The 18965-nt window shown below is 66.0% G+C and carries 20 protein-coding genes and 1 tRNA gene; 18 read left to right on the top strand and 3 right to left on the bottom strand.

What is annotated here, in order from left to right; all coding sequences use genetic code 11:
- The 7 genes from RH91_RS09540 to RH91_RS09510 all read left to right on the top strand — a co-directional run bounded on the left by RH91_RS09540 (window position 1) and on the right by RH91_RS09510 (window position 3311).
- The gene (locus tag RH91_RS09540; RefSeq protein WP_232283462.1) at window positions 1-474 is read left to right on the top strand and encodes a hypothetical protein; all 474 of its coding nucleotides are present in this window, start codon (window positions 1-3) and stop codon (window positions 472-474) included.
- Window positions 475-477: 3 nt separating this feature from the next.
- Complete coding sequence (gene mce / locus RH91_RS09535; protein ID WP_010162482.1) at window positions 478-900, top strand: methylmalonyl-CoA epimerase; 423 nt, start codon at window positions 478-480, stop codon at window positions 898-900.
- A 328-nt stretch (window positions 901-1228) separates the two neighbouring features.
- Window positions 1229-1447 carry a translation initiation factor IF-1 gene (gene infA, locus RH91_RS09525; RefSeq protein WP_010162480.1) on the top strand — a complete coding sequence of 73 codons (219 nt, stop codon included), beginning with the start codon at window positions 1229-1231 and terminating at the stop codon, window positions 1445-1447.
- A gap of 43 nt (window positions 1448-1490) precedes the next feature.
- Complete coding sequence (locus RH91_RS09520; protein WP_010162478.1) at window positions 1491-2060, top strand: Maf family protein; 570 nt, start codon at window positions 1491-1493, stop codon at window positions 2058-2060.
- Window positions 2053-3009, top strand: a complete 957-nt coding sequence (locus tag RH91_RS09515; RefSeq protein WP_010162477.1) for a hypothetical protein — start codon at window positions 2053-2055, stop codon at window positions 3007-3009. The genes RH91_RS09520 and RH91_RS09515 overlap by 8 nt, the downstream gene beginning before the upstream one ends.
- Window positions 3009-3194: a DNA gyrase inhibitor YacG gene (locus tag RH91_RS21600; protein WP_010162476.1), complete on the top strand. Its 186-nt coding sequence runs from the start codon at window positions 3009-3011 to the stop codon at window positions 3192-3194. The genes RH91_RS09515 and RH91_RS21600 overlap by 1 nt, the downstream gene beginning before the upstream one ends.
- Window positions 3195-3235: 41 nt before the next feature.
- Window positions 3236-3311: transfer RNA gene (locus RH91_RS09510), tRNA-Phe, on the top strand.
- A gap of 469 nt (window positions 3312-3780) precedes the next feature.
- Here RH91_RS09510 and RH91_RS09505 read toward each other — a convergent pair.
- Together RH91_RS09505 and RH91_RS09500 are read right to left on the bottom strand one after the other, a co-directional pair.
- Window positions 3781-4605 carry a 23S rRNA (adenine(2030)-N(6))-methyltransferase RlmJ gene (locus RH91_RS09505; protein WP_010162475.1) on the bottom strand — a complete coding sequence of 275 codons (825 nt, stop codon included), beginning with the start codon at window positions 4603-4605 and terminating at the stop codon, window positions 3781-3783.
- A 605-nt stretch (window positions 4606-5210) separates the two neighbouring features.
- Window positions 5211-6002, bottom strand: a complete 792-nt coding sequence (locus RH91_RS09500) for a helix-turn-helix transcriptional regulator (protein ID WP_442852544.1) — start codon at window positions 6000-6002, stop codon at window positions 5211-5213.
- A 24-nt stretch (window positions 6003-6026) separates the two neighbouring features.
- On the opposite strand from RH91_RS09500, the gene RH91_RS23590 reads away from it, so the two are divergent.
- Both RH91_RS23590 and RH91_RS09490 read left to right on the top strand, forming a co-directional pair.
- Complete coding sequence (locus tag RH91_RS23590) at window positions 6027-6425, top strand: VOC family protein (RefSeq protein WP_010162473.1); 399 nt, start codon at window positions 6027-6029, stop codon at window positions 6423-6425.
- Window positions 6426-7112: 687 nt separating this feature from the next.
- Window positions 7113-8624 (top strand): alginate export family protein, encoded by a 1512-nt coding sequence (locus tag RH91_RS09490; RefSeq protein WP_010162472.1) that lies wholly within the window; start codon window positions 7113-7115, stop codon window positions 8622-8624.
- Window positions 8625-8629: 5 nt separating this feature from the next.
- Here the strand turns inward: RH91_RS09490 and RH91_RS09485 are convergent, their stop codons facing one another.
- Entirely contained in the window at window positions 8630-9538 is a 909-nt protein-coding gene (locus tag RH91_RS09485; protein WP_010162471.1) for a LysR family transcriptional regulator, read from the bottom strand.
- Window positions 9539-9608: 70 nt separating this feature from the next.
- Here RH91_RS09485 and RH91_RS09480 point away from each other — a divergent pair, with 70 nt between their 5' ends.
- The 9 genes from RH91_RS09480 (at window position 9609) to RH91_RS09440 (ending at window position 18931) form a co-directional block, all read left to right on the top strand.
- Window positions 9609-10676: a hypothetical protein gene (locus RH91_RS09480; protein WP_232283460.1), complete on the top strand. Its 1068-nt coding sequence runs from the start codon at window positions 9609-9611 to the stop codon at window positions 10674-10676.
- A complete protein-coding gene (locus RH91_RS09475; RefSeq protein ID WP_010162468.1) occupies window positions 10673-11581 on the top strand; it encodes a VOC family protein in 909 nt (302 codons plus the stop codon). The genes RH91_RS09480 and RH91_RS09475 overlap by 4 nt, the downstream gene beginning before the upstream one ends.
- Before the next feature lie 111 nt (window positions 11582-11692).
- On the top strand, window positions 11693-13258 hold the full coding sequence (gene mhpA, locus RH91_RS09470; RefSeq protein WP_010162467.1) for a bifunctional 3-(3-hydroxy-phenyl)propionate/3-hydroxycinnamic acid hydroxylase MhpA: 1566 nt from the start codon (window positions 11693-11695) through the stop codon (window positions 13256-13258).
- Window positions 13255-13689, top strand: a complete 435-nt coding sequence (locus RH91_RS09465) for a GlcG/HbpS family heme-binding protein (RefSeq protein ID WP_010162466.1) — start codon at window positions 13255-13257, stop codon at window positions 13687-13689. Before mhpA ends, RH91_RS09465 begins: the two co-directional genes overlap by 4 nt.
- 55 nt (window positions 13690-13744) lie before the next feature.
- A complete protein-coding gene (locus RH91_RS09460; RefSeq protein ID WP_010162465.1) occupies window positions 13745-14584 on the top strand; it encodes a fumarylacetoacetate hydrolase family protein in 840 nt (279 codons plus the stop codon).
- Window positions 14585-14620: 36 nt separating this feature from the next.
- A complete protein-coding gene (locus tag RH91_RS09455; RefSeq protein ID WP_010162464.1) occupies window positions 14621-15997 on the top strand; it encodes an MFS transporter in 1377 nt (458 codons plus the stop codon).
- 419 nt (window positions 15998-16416) lie between these two features.
- Window positions 16417-17496: a catalase family protein gene (locus RH91_RS09450; protein WP_029623742.1), complete on the top strand. Its 1080-nt coding sequence runs from the start codon at window positions 16417-16419 to the stop codon at window positions 17494-17496.
- A 102-nt stretch (window positions 17497-17598) separates the two neighbouring features.
- Window positions 17599-18168: a type 1 glutamine amidotransferase domain-containing protein gene (locus RH91_RS09445; protein WP_010162462.1), complete on the top strand. Its 570-nt coding sequence runs from the start codon at window positions 17599-17601 to the stop codon at window positions 18166-18168.
- Between the two features lies 1 nt (window position 18169).
- On the top strand, window positions 18170-18931 hold the full coding sequence (locus RH91_RS09440) for an SDR family NAD(P)-dependent oxidoreductase (RefSeq protein WP_010162461.1): 762 nt from the start codon (window positions 18170-18172) through the stop codon (window positions 18929-18931).
- Window positions 18932-18965: the final 34 nt, after the last annotated feature.

Here is an 18965-nt window from a genome sequence, read left to right as displayed (position 1 = left end):
GTGACGACTAGGGTCAACGGCGCGAGCACGGCGACGTCGGCGTCGGTTTGGTCGCAGGACGGCGCGGCACGGCTGGTGGTGCGGTGCGATGCTGCGAGCGAGAAGATCGTCTCGATCCAGTTCATTCCGCGCGGTGGCTTCCCCGCCGCGCTCCCGCGGCCCGTATCGATGAACATCGACGATAACGGCTGGCTCGGGTCCAACTGGCAGTTCCCCGGAAGTGGCGCGTTCACCAGCCAGGATGCGATCGTCACCACGCTCGCCGCGCAGCTTGCGCATGGCAAGGCGATCAAGGTCCGCGTGATCAATCCCGACAACACCCCGATCGACGCGACTTTTACGGGACCGGCGACCGATGCGCCGGTCAAGCGCGTGCTGGCTGCCTGCGGCTACGAACTCGGGGTCGTCCCGGCACGTTCGGCGGTTCCCGTGGCAGCGCCCGCCGCCAAGCCGACGCCCGCAGACGAGGAATAGACGATGCAGTTCGGCCGCCTCAACCATGTTGGCATCGCGACTCCGTCGATCGAGAAGTCGATTGCGGTCTACCGCGACCTGATGGGCGCGACGCAGATCGGCGAGCCGTTCGACCTTCCGGCGCAGGGGGTGAAGGTCTGCTTCATCAATACCCCCAACACGCAGATCGAATTAATCGAGCCGTATGACGACGGCTCGCCGATCGCGGGGTTCCTCCGCAAGAATCCGGCGGGTGGGCAGCATCACGTCTGTTTCGAGGTGCCCGATATCCATGCCGCGGTCGCCGACCTGAAGGCGAAGGGTGCGACCCTTCTCGGCGAACCGCGAATCGGCGCACACGGAACGCCGATCGTGTTCGTGCATCCACGCGACATGGGCGGGGTGCTGGTGGAGCTGATGGAAACGCCGGTCGACGCCCACGACTGACGGCTTGCCTAGCAACCGTCGTTCCCGCGGATACGGGAGTTCTTGAAACCGTCCGTCATCCTGAACTCGTTTCAGGATCCAGTCCTCCGCGAGTCCGGACCATGTCTGTTGCCCAGTGGATGCTGAAACAAGTTCAGCATGACGGTCGCTTTGGGGGGGGCGGGGTGACGCTCAAACCTTCGATTGCCTTTATGCGGGGGCTCGCCTCCGAGGGGATGACGGACGGCAAGCATCTTCCCCGCCCCCCCATTCCGCCCGCGCTTTCCTTTTGGCGCACCTTCGGCTAAGGGCCGCGTTCCATATTTCCGCAACATCGCTAGAGGTTTGTTTGGCCAAGGAAGAACTGCTCGAAATGCGTGGACAGGTGGTGGAGCTTCTCCCCAACGCCATGTTCCGCGTAAAGCTCGAAAACGACCACGAAATTCTCGGCCATACCGCCGGCAAGATGCGCAAGAACCGCATCCGCGTCCTCGTCGGAGACGAGGTGCTGGTGGAATTGACGCCGTATGATCTCACCAAGGGTCGGATCACCTATCGCTTCAAGTGACGGCGCCGCTTCCGCAGGCGGGATCGCCCGGGAAGACACCGCCATGACGCTCGTCCTCGCCTCCGCCTCGCCGCGCCGCCGCGACCTGCTCGCGCGGCTCGGGGTGACGCCTGGCCGCATCGCCGCGCCCGACATCGATGAAAGCCCGCTCAAGGCCGAACCGCCCCGCGTCTACGTGACGCGGATCGCGGAGGCCAAGGCGCGCGCGGTGGAGCGTGGCGCGGGCGAGGTGATCCTCGCGGGCGACACGACGATCGCGCTCGGCCGCCGGATCCTCGGCAAGGCCGAAGACGAGGCCACGGTCCGCACGATGCTGGCCGCACTGTCGGGCCGCCGCCACCACTGTCTTACCGCGGTCAGCGTGGTGGACGCCGCGGGTAAGCTCCGCACGCGGTTGTCGGACACGATCGTCGCGTTCAAGCCGCTCTCCCCCGCCGAGATCGATGCCTATGTCGCCTTTGGCGAAGGGCTGGGCAAGGCAGGCGGCTATGCCATCCAGGGGCGGGCCGAGGCGTTCGTGCGGTTCCTGTCGGGGTCGCATTCGGGGGTGATCGGGCTGCCATTGTTCGAAACCCGCGCGTTGCTGATCGCAGCCGGCGTGCCGCTTGGCTGAGTGGCTCCACGAGGCCGGGATCGGCGAAACCCGCGCCGCGCTGGTCGTCGACGGTGCGATCGTCGAAGCGCGGATCGAACTGGATCGCCCCAGCCCCCGCCTCGGCGCGGTGTTCCCCGCCAGACTGGTCGAGATCACCGTCAAGGGGCGCGAGGGCCGCGTCCGCTTCGACGGCGGCGAGGCTGTGCTTGCGCCCCTGCCCCCCGGCATCACGCAAGGCGCGACGCTGACGGTCGAACTCGTCCGCGAGGTGATCCCGGAAGCGGGTCGCACCAAACTCCCGCGCGTCGCCCCCGCCGATGGCCCGACGGGCGACGGGCCGGACCTGTTCGCGCGAATCACCGCAAGCGGCATCCCGGTCCGCACGCTTCATGCGCACGAACCCGACCTGCTCGAAGCCGCAGGCTGGTCCGAAGTGCTCGAGGAAGCGATGACCGGCGACATCGTCTTCCATGGCGCGGTCGGCGGCGCGCTCAGGATGAGCCCGACGCCGGCGATGACGTTGTTCGACGTCGATGGGTATCCCCCGCTCGAACCGCTTGCGCTGGCGGCGGCCAAGGCGGTCGCTGCGGCGATCGTGCGGATGGACATCGGCGGGTCGATCGGAGTCGATTTCCCGACGCTCACCGGCAAGGCCGCGCGCGCCGCAGTGGATGCCGCGATCGACGCAGGGTTGCCGCAACCGTTCGACCGGACCGCGATGAACGGCTTCGGCTTCGTCCAGATCATCCGTCGCCGTCCGCGCGCCTCGCTCCCCGAGCTGCTCCGCGCCGATCCCGCCGCGACTGCCGCGCGGGCGCTGCTGCGGCGAATCGAACGCACCCCGCCGCCCGCCCCGGCGAATCACCGAATCGGTCCGCGTGTGCTCGCCGTGCTCAACGCGAACCCCGACTGGACCGCCGCACTGGCGAAGCGTACCGGCGTCACCCCGATCTTCGAAAGCCTCTGATGCCCCGTAACAAACCCTGTCCCCTGTGCGGAAAACCGCTGTCCCAGGCGCATGCTCCCTTCTGCAGCCAGGGCTGCCGGGACCGCGACCTGCTGCAATGGCTGGGCGAAGGCTATGCGATTCCGGTGACGATGCCGCCAGGAGATGAAGAAGACGGGCTAGACAGCACGAAATCACCCGACTAAGAGGCCGCTTCCCAGACGGCTCCAGCGGGGTCGGCCGGTGTGCCCGAGTAGCTCAGTTGGTAGAGCATGCGACTGAAAATCGCAGTGTCGGTGGTTCGAATCCGCCCTCGGGCACCATTTTTCCAAAATGGTGATGTTGCTACCTAGCCGTTGCCGAATGAGGCGATCCGCCCGCCTGTTACAAACTAATAGGCTCTAGCGTCGGCCCTCCCGCGCTCCCTCGACGTTTCGAAGATTTCAAACCACCCTGGCCCCCGGCCGGTGCCTCCATATTTTCTATCGGCCATTGGAAGCAAAAGACGACAGGCGGATACGAGGGCTATTCGATGACGACCACCCCTTCCCCGACCGGAGCCGTTGCGCGCGCGCTTCTCGGAGGTCTGAGCATGGCAGTGATCGATTACGACGATCGTGCCGACGCGGCGCCCTCTCCCACCTTCAACCGGGCTTGTGCCCCGACCGCGGTTTCGATGTCGACCGGATCAATTCGACAAACCCGCACATTCCCGGAGCCGTTCCCACGCCCTTCCGGCGCGCCGGCCCTTCCGGCAATCTGCGAACGCGAGCGATGCGGGTTATTCCAAACCTACAACCAGTCGGTCGAAATCTCGCCGCTATGCCCCTCCGGCGCCAGCACGGCGCGCAGGGCTTCCAGCAGGGGCGGCAGGGCCTGCGTGAAGGCGTAGGGCGGGTTGACGATATAAAGGCCTGCACCGTTATAGATGCCGGGCTGATCGTCATCGTACAACCAATGCTCCACCCACAGCATTTTCGGGATGCCGAGCTTGCGCAACTGCGCCTTCCACTCCCAATGCGTGGCGCGGTCTTTCAGCGGATACCAGATCACCGTGACGCCATGCGCCCATTTGCGGTGCGCCGCGGCGAGCGTGGCCGTGATTCGTTCACGGTCATCGAGCTGCTCGTACGGCGGGTCGACCACCACCACGCCGCGCGCGGTTCGGGTCGGCAGCATCGCGAGCCAAAGCTCGTAGGCGTCGCGCTCATGCACCGCGGCGGATGTGTCGCGCATCACGCCGCGCAGGGTATAGGCATCATCGGGATGTTTTTCGTTCAGGATCAGGAAGTCCTGCGGGCGCAGCAGCTGCGCCAGGATCCGCGGCGACCCGGGGTAGAAGCGGGGCTCGGCAGCGACATTCACCGCCTGTACGGCGGCGCGGTAATCGTCCAGCAGGGGATTGGAGTCGGCAAAGACCCGCAGCACGCCCTGCGTGGATTCGCCGGTGCGTCGGGCGTCCCCGCCGTCAAGGTCGTACACTCCACAGCCGGCGTGAGTGTCGATCAGCGTCAGCGCCCCCGGCTTCTGCTGCAATGCCCGCACGAGGGCGATCAGCAGGCTGTGCTTCACGACATCGGCGCTGTTGCCGGCATGGAAGGAATGACGATAATTCATTGCGATTCAAAACCCTGACGATCTGCCTGAATACGTGCTGCTGGGCGCGAGTGCCGAGCGCGAGGCGATTGGAGTGACCAATCCGTTGCTCGTATAAAATCGGACGAAAACCTTCAACGCTCTTGCGCGCGAAGCGTCACGCTCGCGGCCGCGATCGCGACCATAAAGGGGAAAAGCGACGTCCCGGGCGCATGGTAATGGTCGATCATCGCGAATCCGAATCGACGGATGCCGGCGGTTTTGACGTGACAGTGACCCGGATCCGGACGCTTACGCCCCCGCTTGCACCTCGAGGCTTCCTCCGATCGTTGATGTCAGTTGCCGGGCAATACGGCTTCGCAGCTTGTGCCACCAACGGCGGACGTTGGCGGCGCGCTGATCAGCCGATCCCGTCGGCAGAAGGCGATGGCCACCGTGAGATTGGAGGTAGATGCAGATCAGACCCTTAGGTCTTCGGCCCAATCGATGCCTTTTACGAAAGGTTGCGTATTGGGACGCCATCCGGGAATCCTTGCCCACCTTATCCCTAATCTGACTGAACGCGATTCCCTCGCACCCGCTTGGGACGCGCGATGATTGCCGCAGGCCCGACCGACCTGGCGACGTCAACCAGCGGAACGCGGCGTTGGGTGCCGTTGCGGAAGCCCTCGTAGTTCGGCTGCCCGCCATGCCTCCCAACGGCGATGCAGATGCCGCTTCGGCTCCGGGATCGCCTGATCCAGCGCGGCGGCGGTCATCATCCGGTCGGTCCGGAAATGCCGAAACTCTTGCCGCCATTCGCACCATGCGATCAGGATACGATGCGTTTCCGAATAGCCCAGGAGGATCGGCCAGACCGTCCGCTCGGTCCGTTCGCCGTCATCGGCCCGGTAAAGCAGGCGGAGCTTGGACCGTGCGCGGATCGCATCCCGCAAGGTTGCCGCATCTACGGCGTCCTCGATCGGATCGATACGGGGTGGAACGCCCGTGGTCGGTGCCGCGATGAAGGGTCGGAGGTGTTCGGGAACAGCGGTCGCGACCTTGGCCAGAACATCGCTTGCGGCAGGCGAAAGCAGCGGATCGCCGCGTGCGGCGACCCATTGTGCACCGAGAACAATGGCTTCCAGCTCGACCTGGGTCAGCATCAACGGCGGCATGTCATATTCGGCCGCCAGCAGATAGCCGAAGCCCGCCGTGCCGGTGATCGGCACCCGTTGCGCCAGGAGATCGGCGATATCGCGGTACACGGTGCGCGTCGAAACCTCCAGTTCGGCGGCCACGGCGGCCGCGGTTATGGGCCGCGTCGATCGACGCAGAAGCTGGATGATCTGAAAAAGGCGTTCGGCGCGACGCAATTGCTGCTGACTCCTGCTGACACAACGGTGGCAGCAGCGCTGCGGTAAGAGGCAGGCGTACACAAGAGACCATTCGGGAATGCCGCCATGAAGTTCGCCTCTATCCGCCTGATCGCCGCCGATATCGAAGCGATGGTCGCCTTCTACGAACGAGTGACCGGTCAGACCGCCGACTGGCTCGCGCCGCAGTTCGCCGAGATCGTCACGCCCGCCGCGACGCTCGGCATCGGCAGCGTGGAGACGGTGGCGACCTTTGCCGAAGGGAGCGCCGAACCGGGCGCCAACCGCACCGCCATTCTGGAATTCATGGTCGCGGATGTCGATGCCGTCTTCGATCGCCTGAACGGCAAGGCCGTGCTGGTGCATGCGCCCAAACTCCTGCCGTGGGGAAACCGCACTTTTCAGGTCCGTGATCCGGAAGGGTCGGCTGTCAGCATCTTCACGCCGTTCACCGACGCGGCAAAAGCGCGTTTCGGATCACGATAGACGTCCTCGTGTCGTGGTCATCACGGATCGAGACGATCCACATTCTCTGAATGTAAACTCACGCCGGTGCAGGCAGCGCCGCGAGGGCAAGCAATCTCGAGACCTGCCACCGCTCCGAAATCGGCGCGGAGACAGCGTCGTACCGAAAGCACGCGGTGTCGATACAATCTCTCGTGACCTCGACATGCCACGCATCGACAACCAGGCCGTCGGCCGACCACAGCATGTTGATGGCGACGCTGTGTGTGGCCCGCGCTGGGCGAACACCGCCTTTGTAACCCCCCGAGAGTGGTAAGGTGGCGAGTGGCCGGCAGCGGGTAGCAAAGACCTGCGGGTCATTATGCACGTCCCTTTGCCGTTACCCAAAGGCCGACGATTCTCCTTCGTGAACGTACCCGCGGGGGGCGATGCGCACGCCATTCTGCCGAATGCTGCCGGGTCGGCAGACGGCGTCAGCTATAAGCAATTCGCGGTACCCATCGCAATTCAATCATTTGACGATGGGGCTGTGCCAATGACATCACCGGCTCGGCTTCGCAAATCCGACGGAGATGTCGCACCGATAATACGGTTTCCTCCGGCCAACGCCGGACGGCTCTCACGATCAACGCGGAGGCACATGAGGAACCAGAAGCCCGGGTTTACGCCGGGCGCGGAGAGGGATCGCCTGTGGTTGAAAGAAGACATATGCCTTCGGCACGCCGGTTCGTTACGCTGGCGGCCGAGGTCTGCGCGACCGTCTTCGCGACGCAAGCACTGCAGGCACAAAGCGTGCCGCCGGATTCGCCCAAGTCCACGGAATCGGGCGGGCCGCTCGGCACGCAGGCCATGACCGGCGTCAGACCCGCCAAGTCGCAAGCGCTCCCGGCGGAGGTGCTGCCGGGCGGGCGCCCCGGCCCCGAAGGACTGCCGCAATTCTACCGGTGGACCGAGAATTGGTCCGCACCGCCCAAGCCGAACGCGCCGCTGATCGAGAAAATTCGCCACATCCCGATCACGGGCGACGACGTGTATCTGTCGCTCGGTGGCGAGGCGCGGCTATATTATACGAACTGGAACCATACCGTGCTCGGCGCCCGCGCCAAGGATGGCGAGGACCCGGTCCAGTCGCGACTGCGGTTGCTCGCCGATCTCCACGTCGGACCCTATGTCCGCGCCTTTGTCGAACTCGGCGACAATCGCGATCTCGGCGCGTCGTTCGTGACGCCGCCCAACAGCGACAAACTCGACATCGCCCAGGCGTTCGTCGACGTTACGGTCCCGCTTGGTTCGGCGGGCAAGATCACCGTGCGTCCGGGGCGGTTCGAAATGCCGCTCGGCAATGGCAAGCTGGTCGACACGCGCGAAGGGCTGAACACCCGCTTCACGTTTCAGGGCGTCCGCGCGACCTACATCCTGCCGGGAAAGATTTCGGTCGACGTGTTCGGCGTACGCCCGATCGCGATCCAGGGCGGCACGTTCGACGACAACCCCAACCATGCGACGACCTTCAAGGGCGTCTATGTCAGTGCGCCCAACCGGATCGCCGGGTTCGGCATCGATGGCTATTGGTACGCGGTCAACCGCAACAGCGCGGTGCTCCGCGAAGGCACGGGGCGCGACCAGCGCAACAATTGGGGCGGACGGCTATGGCGGCGCGGGCCGGCGTGGGACATCGACCTGGAAGGCAATCACCAGAGCGGCACCTTCAAGGACAGCCGCATCGATGCATACGCCATCCTCTTCGAAGGCGGCTATACGCTTGCCGCGCAGCCGCTCAAACCGCGCCTCGGCCTGCGTGCCAACCTGTTCAGCGGCGACGGCAATTTGAGCGATGGAAAGGCCGGCACGTTCGTCGCGGCCTTCGGACGATCCTCGCTGATCACCGAAGGCGCATTCTTCGGCCTGTCGAACCTGATGGACCTCTACCCCTCCCTGACGCTCAAGCCGCGCAACAATGTCACGGTGCTGATCGGTCCCGATTTCCTGTGGCGCAACACGAAGGCCGACGGGATCTATCTCGGGCCATCGGGGTCGTTCGCGCCTTATGCCTCGAGCCGCGCGATCGGCACCGATCTCAACCTCGATGCATCGTGGCAGTTCTCCAAGCGCATGCAATTCCGGGTGTTCGAGACCTATTTCGCCGCAAGCGACTCCTTCCGGGCCCACGGCGGCCACAACGGCAATTATTTCGGAATGCTCGCCGACTATCGTTTCTGAGCGGTCTACGCCGCGCTGCGACCGGTCGCCGTCTCCGTCAGCAAGCGCACGAACCGCTCGCCGAGCGCCGACAGGCGGCCGGAGGCACGCACCTTGTAGCCGATCGTCCGGCTCCCCGCGTCGGCGAGCGGGATCACGGTCAGCGCCCCGTCCGCAGGCTTGGTCTGGACGGGCGAGACGATCGTTACGCGGTCGCTCGATCCCACCACGGTCTCGAGCAACTGCAGCGAGTTCGCGAGGATGCAATTGCGCGGCCACGCCACTCCGGCGGTCATGAACAGCGCCTCGACGTGACTACGATAGGTGCTTCCCGGACGCGGCAGGATCCACGGCGCGTCGACGAGCTCCGCGAGCGTCAATGCCGTGCGCTGCGCAAAGGGGCTGAGCGGGCCGACGGTGACCGCGAACGGATCGTCCATCAGGACGCGCTCAACGACGTCCTCGCTCGACATGAACATCTCGCCGACCGGGCCGACGATGACGTCGATCGCGCCCGACCGCAGCATCGGCACCAGCGTCTGGTCGAGGCCGTCGATGATCTCGATGTCGACCGGTTCGCCGCCCTCGACGAGGTCGATCAGCGTATTGGCGAGCAGCGTCGGGATGACGCTCGGTGTGGCACCGATCCGCAGCGGTCCAGCGACGCCGTCAGCGCGCCGCCGCACCTCGGTCTCGGCATCGGAGAGCAATGCCTGCAGCCCTTCTGCGCGCCGGACGAGGATCTCCCCATAAGGCGTGAGTTCCGAACCGCGGCGGCTGCGCGTCAGCACCGGCACGCCGAGGCGCCGCTCGAGCAACGCGATGCTGTTCGACAGCGCCGGTTGCGACATGCCCTTCTCCGCCGCGGCGCGGGTAAACGACCCCGTGCGCGCAATTGCGAGCAGGTTTGCGATCTGGATTGCGTCGACAGCCATAAGAAAACCTTAGCATTCGTCCCTGATCCATCATTTGACCGAGCATCTTCCACCATGTCAACGATCGGTTGTGGCGAACGAGAGGAACGACATGGGTTCGGACGAGAAGGACAGCGCGGGGAGCGCAGATACCACACGATCCCTGACGGCCGGCCTTGCCTTCTCGGATCGCATGGAAGCGTTGCTCGACGGGCGCGTCACGGTGGCGGGGGCATCGCTGGACATCATTTGCCGCCCGCCGCAAGCGCTTTTCCGCTCCGTCCTGCGCGATCAAGTCTACGACATCTGCGAATTCTCGCTCGGGAGTCATATCGCCACCGTCGCGGCGGGTGGGTCAAACTATGTGGGATTGCCGATCTTCCTGTCGCGCGCCTTCCGCCACGGCAACGTCTATGTTCGCGCCGACCGCGGGATCACCACCCCGCGCGATCTGATCGGCCGGCGGATCGGGGTGATGGATTTCCACCAGACGGCGGCGGTGTGGGTCCGTGGCATCCTGGCCGACCATTATGGCGTCGAGCGTTCGTCGATCGAATGGATCACCGGCGGCCTTTCCGCCCCGGTGCTAGAGGATCGCGCGCCGCTCGACCTCCCCCCTTCCCTGTCGGTGACCCGCTCGCCGCAGACGCTGAACGCGCTGCTCGAGGCGGGCGCGATCGACGCGCTGATCAGCCCGACCGCGCCGGCGCTGTTCGTGCGCGGCGATCCGCGGGTCGCGCGGCTGTGGCCCGATCATCGCACTGCGGAAAGCGCCTATTTCCACGAAACGGGGATCTTCCCGATCATGCATCTGCTGGTGCTCAAGCGACAGCGTCTCGACGAGGCGCCGGGGTTGCCGCGCGCCTTGTACACCGCCTTCGAAACGGCACGCCAATTCGCCTGCGCCGACATTGCGCAGCGGGATTACCCGAAGATCGCCTCGCCCTGGCTGATGGCGGATCGCGCGCAAACGCTCGCAGACCTCGGGGCGGACCCCTGGACCTACGGCACTTCCGCCAACCGTACCGCGCTCGAAGCGATCCTGCGCTACGCCGAGGCGGATGGCCTGACGAAGCGCAGGCTCTCCCCCGAGGATCTGTTTGCGGATGTGCAGGGCGATGACGGACTTCCACCAATGGACGGGCAAAACGGACGATGACCGAGGATTTCCTGATCGAGGCGCTGCGCAGCGTACAGTTCGATGTGCCGGACCTCGAACAGGCCGAAGCCTTTTATACCGACGTCTGGGGCCTGACAGTGGCCGAGCGGGATACCGACCGGTTGTGGCTGCGCGGGACCGGCGACGATCCCTACCTGCTCGGGCTGCACGCCGCCGACGGGGCGGCGATCCGCGACATGACCTTCCGCGCCACGTCCGCCCAGGCGCTGGAGACGCTGGCACATCGCGTCGCGGACGCCGGCGTATCACTGACGACCCCGCTCGGCGCGATCACGGATGATCCGGCCGGTGGCAACGGTTTCGCGTTCGTCGATCCACGCGGCCGCAATATTCGCATCGTCCATGACGATCGGCGTCTGATCGCAGAGCCGCTGCAACGCGACCGCCCCGAGCGGCTGGCGCATGTCAACATCAACAGCACCGATGTCGATGCCGATGTCGCGATGTTCGAAACCCTGCTCGGCTTCCGTCTTACCGATCGCTCGAAGATGATGGGTTTCGTGCGCACCAACAGCGATCATCACAGCATCGTGATCGCGCAGGCGCCCGTGAACACGCTCAACCATGTCGCCTTCCTCCTCCCCGATTGGGAGGGGGTGATGGTCGCGTCGGGCCGACTCATCGACCATGGCCATCCGATCGCCTGGGGTGTCGGCCGCCATGGCCCCGGCGACAACGTCTTCGCCTATTTCGTCGACCCGTTCGGCTTCGTCGTCGAACATACCGCCGAGGTGCTGCAGGTCGACGATCACTACCGCGTCGGTGGTCCGGACGACTGGACATGGGCGCCCGGCCGGACCGACCAATGGGGCATCGCCCCGCCCAAATCCGATGCCTGCAAGGCAGCGCAGCTGGCGATCCCCTTCGGGCGAAGGACCGGCTGATCCATAAGCAATCCTAGGCACCATGCCATTTTCCATCATTTGACGATGGGTAAGGTGTCATGGCACCCAACCCTTCACGGCAGATGACGATGCCGAACGGAGAGACCCGACGTGCACAGCTTCGATATCGTGATTGTCGGGTGCGGCCCGGTCGGTGGCGCTGCTGCCAATCTGCTTGGCCGGGCCGGTCTCGACGTGCTGGTGGTCGAGAAGCAGACCGATCCCTATCCGCTCCCGCGCGCGGTCCATATCGACCATGAGGTGATGCGCATCTTCCAGGCGGCGGGCGTCGCCGAGGCGTTCGAGCCGATGACGCGCGACACGCAGGGCCATCTGCATATCGGCGCGGACGGTGATGTGCTGCGCTACCTCGGGACGGCCGGACAGGCACGGCGCTTCGGTTGGTCGAACGACTATTTCTTCTACCAGCCCGAACTCGAAGCCCTGCTCCGAGAGCAGCTGTCGGCGATGCCGAACGTCACGCTCTGGACGGGCACGAGCGCGATCGACCTTGCGCAGGACTCGGCAGGCGTCACGCTGACGCTCGCGCGCGACGACGGCGAGATCGAGGTACGCGCGCGGCATGTCATTGCCTGCGACGGGGCATCCAGCTCCATCCGCGCGATGCTCGACGTGTCGCTGGTCGATCTCGATTTCGAGGAGCCGTGGCTGGTTGTCGATGTCGAGATGGACGGACCCGTCCATTTCCCCACCTATCCCAGGCTGCCGATCGGCGCCGATCTTCAGCAACTGTCGGTGATGCTGTGCGATCCGCGGCGCCCGACGACGATCGTGCCGGGACGCGGCAACCATCGGCGGTGGGAGTTCATGCTGCTGCCGGGCGAGCAGGACGACGCGATGCGCGCGCCCGAGCGCGTCGCCGCGCTGGTCGCGCCGTGGATCGGGGATGTGCCGCACAGGATCGTGCGCGCCGCGACTTACCGGTTCCACGGTCTGGTCGCGAACCATTGGCAGGTCGGACGCGTGTTCCTGGCGGGCGATGCCGCGCATCAGACGCCGCCCTTCTTCGGCCAGGGCATGTGCCACGGCATGCGCGACGTCGCGAGCCTCGCGTGGAAGCTCGCGCTGGTGCATCGCGGGCTTGCGTCGGAGCGGCTGCTCGACGGCTATCAGGGCGAGCGCGAGCCGCAGGTGCGCGCGGTGATCTCGGCAGCGATCGAGGCGGGCAAATATATCTGCGAGCTCGATCCCGCCGCCGCCGCGGCACGCGACCGGATCATCCGCGAGCGCGAAGCGACGCGGACGGTCCACACCGCCGCCGATCTGATCAGCCCGATCACCGGACTGGTGCGCGATGGTAGCGCGGGGGCCGGTGAGCGCTTCATCCAGCCGCGGCTGAGCGATGCGCAGGGACTCTCCTACCTCCTCGACGACGTCACCGGATCCGGGCTCCGGCTGTTCGTCTCGGGCGAACCCCGGCTCGATCCCGCCAGCGCGACCGGATTCCAACGGTTGGGCGGGACGATCGTCTCGGTCGAGGCGCTGCAATCCGATACCCTTACGGCTTGGCTAAGCGCGCACGACGCGGTCGCGGTCCTCGTGCGACCCGACTTCTACGTCTACGGCACCGCCCGTACGGCGAACGACGTCAGCGGTCTGGTCGACGCCTTCCTGAGCGGAGTCGGCGCATCGGCGGCGGAGCGCGTGGCGGCATGACCCGCCTGACCCTCGAGCAGGCGAGCCATATCGTCGACGCGGCGCTCGCCGAAGCGGCGACGCTTGCCGCCAAGCCGCTGGCGGTAGTGGTGCTCGACGCGGGGGGCCACCCCCTCGCACTGAAGCGGCATGAGGATGCCAGCCTGTATCGCGCCGACATCGCCACTGCCAAGGCGCACGGCGCGCTCGGCATGGGCAGCGGCAGTCGTACGCTGGCGGAGCGCGCCGCCGCGTCGCCCGCTTTCTTCGCGGCGCTTTCCGCGGTCACGGCGGGGCGCATCGTCCCGGTGCCGGGCGGCGTCCTGATCCGCACGGGCGATGGCACGATCATCGGCGCGGTCGGCATCAGCGGCGATACCTCCGACATGGATGAGCGCTGCGCGATCGCCGGCGTCACCGCCGTGGCGCTCATCCCCGACCCCGGCGGCTGAACACCCGGCCCTGCCGGCCCCTCCCCGTCTTTATCGCGATTGAAGGAACCCCAAGATGAAGTTCATCAGCTACCGCACAGGCGATCGCACGAGCTATGGCGCGGTGATCGACGGCAAGATCGCCGATCTCGGCAGCCAGCCGGGAGCGCCTGCGGATCTCAAGGCGGCGATCGCAGCCGGGTCGCTCCCGCGCTCGGCGGACGGGCTGGACGCGTCGGTGGCGCTTGCCGCCGTCACGCTGCTGCCGATCATCCCGAACCCCGACAAGATCCTGTGCGTCGGCCACAATTACGAGGATCATCGCAAGGAGACCAATCGCGCCAAGACCGACTATCCGTCGATCTTCACGCGCTTCGCCGACACCCAGATCGCGGCGGGGGAACCCATTCGCCGTCCGCCCGAATCGACCATGCTCGATTACGAAGGCGAGTTGCTGCTCATTGTCGGCAAGGGTGGGCGTCGCATCCACCGCGACGCCGCGATGGACCATGTCGCGGGCTTCGCCTGCGCGAACGATGCATCGATCCGCGATTTCCAGTGGCACACCGGGCAGTTCACCCCGGGCAAGAACTTCCCCGGAACCTGTGCCTCCGGCCCGTGGATGGTGACGCCGGACGAAGTCGGGCCGCTCGAGACGCTGTCGATCACCACCCGGCTGAACGGCGACGTGATGCAGCAGGGCCGCTTCGACCAGCTCATCTTCGCGATCCCCGATCTGATCGCCTACTGCTCGACCTTCACGACGCTTTCGCCGGGCGACTTGATCCTGACCGGCACGCCCGGCGGCGTAGGTGCAAAGCGACAGCCGCCGGTGTGGATGAAGGCTGGCGACACTGTGGAAATCACCATCGACAAGATTGGCACACTGACAAGTCCGGTCATCGACGAAGCCTGAAAACAGGCCCGGCTGATCGCGTGTAGGAGACGATACATGGAGAGCGACATGCACCTGATCGACGTAGAAAAAGAAATGTCCGAGGCACCGCTATCGGCCGCGCATATCCGATTTGCCGCGTTGATCGGGACCGTGCTGTTCATCGACGGCTATGATCTCTTCAACGCCGCTTACGTCGCTCCTTATGTGAAGGCGCAGTGGAGCCTCACCAGCCAGCAGATCGGCCTGATGCTGTCGCTCGGGATTGCCGGCCTTGCGGTCGGTGCGCTGGTGCAGGGGCCACTCGCCGATCGCTTCGGGCGGCGGCGGGTGATGCTCGCGGGGATCTGGCTGCTCGGGCTCGCCAGCCTGTCGCTCGCACTTTTCGCGAACAGCTTTGTCGTGTTCTGCGCGCTGCGTGCCGGGCTCGGCGTCGCGCTCGGCATGTTGTCGCCGATCGCCTTCGTCTACATCAACGAATGGGCACCGACGCGATATGCCAATCGCTACGCGACGATCTCCTTCGTCTTGCCGTTCTCGCTCGGCGGCATCTTCGCAGGCGTCGCCGGCCTTACGCTCGCACCGGATTTCGGCTGGCATGCGCTGTACTTCGTTGGCGCGTCCGCGCTTCTGGTCGCGCTTTTGTGCCACGCCGTGCTGCCGGAGTCGGTGCGGTTTCTGGCAGCGCGTGGCGACTGGAAGCGGGTCGCATCCGTCTTGGCCAAGGCACGCCCGGATCGCGCCGCGCTGTATCGGGACGCCCGCGGGTTCGAGACCGGTACCGTCGAGCAAGCCGGCGGCATCACGACGCTGTTCGATCGCGATCACCGCGCGACGACGATCGCGATCTGGGTGGCGAGCGCGCTCAGTCTGTTCTGCCTGCATGGCCTGACCGCGTGGCTTCCCTCGATCCTGCTGCACGAGGGTGCCGCCGTGCAGACCGCGTTCGGCTATGGCACCTTGCTGATGACGATGCAGATTCTGGGTGGCGCGGTCGCCGGCTGGTCGGCCGATCGCGTCGACCGGGTCGCGGTGATGGCGATCGGCTTCCTGTGCGCCGCCGGCTCGCTGATCCTGCTCGCGTTCACGATCCACGGTGCGTTTGCCTTCGTGGCGGTGGCGGGCGCGGGGTTCTTCGTGTTCGGCACGCAGGCGGTGATGAACAACTTCACTGCGGCAAGCTACGAGACCCGACTGCGCGGCACTGGGGTCGGAACGGCCGTCGCGTTCAGCCGGGTCGGCGGCGTTGCCGGGCCGATCCTGATCGGCTGGATGCAAGGCGCGCAAGGTGCCTTGTGGTTGACGCTGTTCATGCTCGCCGCCGCACAGGTCGTCGCCGCGATCGTGATCGCCACGCGGTTGCCGCGTAGCAACCGAAAGAACTACGAGATCGTGCATCGCGCCGGCCCTACGCCGCTGCAGACTGGTCATTGAGGACATCGAAGGGGGTGGCCGGCGGGAGCAACCTATCCCGGTCACCCGCAGTGTCTTTTTGGGTACTGGAAGGCGAACGTTGGCGCATCTTCCGACGACGCTTCTGAGCGAGCGCTAACGACCGCTTCCCTGCGAACGAAGCTACGCGGTTTCGACCAACGCCTTCCGTTCAGGTCCCCGCAGCGGTGCCCTCGGTACATCCACGCCATTCCCCAACGAATTTCGGCCGACCCCGCCAATTCGAGCTGGGTGCGGTTGCCTACGAAAACCAGCGACGGTGCGAACGCGTTCATACCTCGGGGAGACAGAGCGAGAGCGGCACCGTGTCCGCGCTGATCGATCGCCCGCGTTGAACGTTATTGGCAGGACCGGCGTTCTTCCAAGGATTCCGCCGCCCCGCCATCCATCAGGAGTTCGCCATGTCCCCCGTTCGCTACAGCCCATCCGTCGAAACCGTCAAAGCGGATGAACGCGAGACGATCGCCGGTCTCAACGCCGCGTTCGACACGATCCTCGAGCGCACCGCCGAGGACTACGGGCATGCCGTTCGCTCGGTCCATGCCAAGTCGCACGGTCTGCTCGAGGGTGAGCTCGAGATCGACGCCAACCTGCCCGCCGAACTGGCGCAGGGACTGTTCGCCACGCCGGGCAAGCACAAGGTGCTGATGCGCCTGTCGACCAACGCGGGCGACATCCTGCCCGACGTCATCAGCCTGCCACGCGGCATGGCGCTGAAGGTCTTCGACGTGACGGGTGAGCGGCTGCCGGGGTCCGAGGGCACCGCGCAGGACTTCGTGATGGTCAACGGCCCCGTCTTCCAGGCCAAGGACGCCGACTCATTCCTCGGCAACCTCAAGCTGCTCGCGAAGACGACCGACCGGCTGGAGGGGACCAAGAAGGTCATTTCCGCGACGCTGCAGGGCGCGCGCCATGTGCTCGAAGCGGTCGGCGGTGCCTTGCCCGCCGCGCTCAACGCGCTTGGCGGCGCGCCGAATTCGGAGCCGCTCGGGGAGACCTATTACAGCGTGACGGCGTTTCGCTTCGGGGATTACATCGCCAAGTTCAGCGTCGCGCCGGTCGCGCCTGCGATGACCGTGCTGACCGGCAAGGAAATCCACGTCGATGGCCGCGAGAATGCGATCCGCGAGGAAGTGCAGAAGGAAATGCGCGGCCTGAACGCCGAATGGGAATTCCGCGTCCAGCTCTGCCGCGACCTGGGTGCGCAACCGGTCGAGGATCCGACGGTCGAATGGAAGGAAAGCGAGGCCCCGTTCGTCCGCGTCGGCACGATCCGCGCCGCTGCGCAGGATAGCTGGAGCGACGCACACGTGCAGAAGATCAACGAGGAAACGCGCTTCAGCGTGTGGACCGGAATCGCCGCGCACCAGCCGCTCGGCAACATCAACCGCGTGCGGCGCGATACCTACCGCCACTCCGCCGACTTCCGCGCGCGAACCAATGGCTGCCCGTATCACGAGCCCGCTGCGGCGGACGCCTGACTGGCACTGCCGCCGGGAAGTCCCCGGCGGCAGCCACCTGGGGCAACGACAGCCCCCGCCTGATCGCTCCGCATCCCTCCCGACCGAACCCAGGACACAATCATGAAGCTCGAAGGCAAGACCATCGCAATCCTGATCGCCCCCCGCGGCACCGAAGAACCCGAATTCGCCAAGCCCAAGGCCGCGGTCGAAGCGGCGGGCGGCACGGTGACGGTCATCAGCCTCGCGACGGACGATGCGCAGTCGGTCAACAACGACCTCGACCCCGGCGCGACCTTTCCGGTCGACAAGGCGATCGCGGACGTGTCGGCAGATTCGTTCGACGGGCTGATCATCCCCGGGGGCAGCGTCGGCGCGGACAAGCTGCGCGGGTCGAAGGCGGTCGTCGCGTTCGTCCATGCCTTCTTCGAGCAGGGAAAGCCGGTCGCCGCGATCTGCCACGCGCCGTGGACGCTGGTCGAGGCGGATGTCCTCAAGGGGCGGACGGTCACATCCTTCCCGACGCTCCAGACCGACATCCGCAACGCGGGCGGCACCTGGGTCGATCAGGAGGTCGTCGTCGACAAGGGCCTCGTCACCAGCCGTACGCCGGACGACCTGCCCGCCTTCTGCGTGAAGCTCGTCGAGGAATTCGCCGAGGGCAAGCATGCCGAACAGGCAGCGAGCGCATAACATGGCGCGGTTCAGCGGCAAGGTCGTGATCGTGACCGGCGCTGCCTCAGGGATCGGCGAAGGGGCCGCGCGGCGCTTCGCCGCCGAGGGGGCGACGCTGGTGCTCGGCGACACGGATGCGGCCGGGCTCGAAACCCTCGCCGCCGACCTCGGCGACCGGGTTGCGATCAAGCCGACCGACGTTTCGCGAAACGCGGATTGCGAGGCGCTGGTTGCGTTCGCGGTCGAGCGGTTCGGCAAGGTCGACGTGCTCGTCAACAACGCCGGGGTCGATCATCTCGGCAAGCTCGATGCGGGCGACCTGTCCGACTTCACCAAGGTGATCGAGACCGACCTCTACGGCGTCGTCCAGATGAGCCGGGCGGCGATTTCGCATCTGCGCGGCGCCAAGGGGTGCATCGTCAACGTCTCGTCGGTATCGGGGCTGGGTGGCGACTGGAACCACAGCTTCTATTGCGCGGCCAAGGGTGCGGTCACCAACTTCACGCGAGCGCTGGCGATGGACGAGGCCAAGGCCGGAGTCCGCGTCAATGCGGTCAACCCGTCCTTTACCTATACCGCGCTGACCAAGGGGATGACCGAACAGCCCGAGCTGGTCGCGAAGTTCGAGGAACGTATCCCGATGGGCCGCGGCGCGCAGCCCGAGGACATCGCAGGCGTGATCGCGTTCCTCGCCAGCGACGATGCGGGGTTCGTCACCGGGGTGAACCTGCCGGTCGACGGCGGTCTGTCCGCGTCGAACGGACAGCCGCCGCTCTCCTGACCCGACAGCGGGGGACGATGGCAGATGCCGCCGT

It is taken from the genome of Sphingomonas sp. PAMC 26617, assembly GCF_000242835.1.
Classification (GTDB): domain Bacteria; phylum Pseudomonadota; class Alphaproteobacteria; order Sphingomonadales; family Sphingomonadaceae; genus Sphingomonas.
The sequence above is the reverse complement of the archived record's forward strand: the minus strand, read 5'-3'. Positions and strand labels throughout refer to the sequence as shown.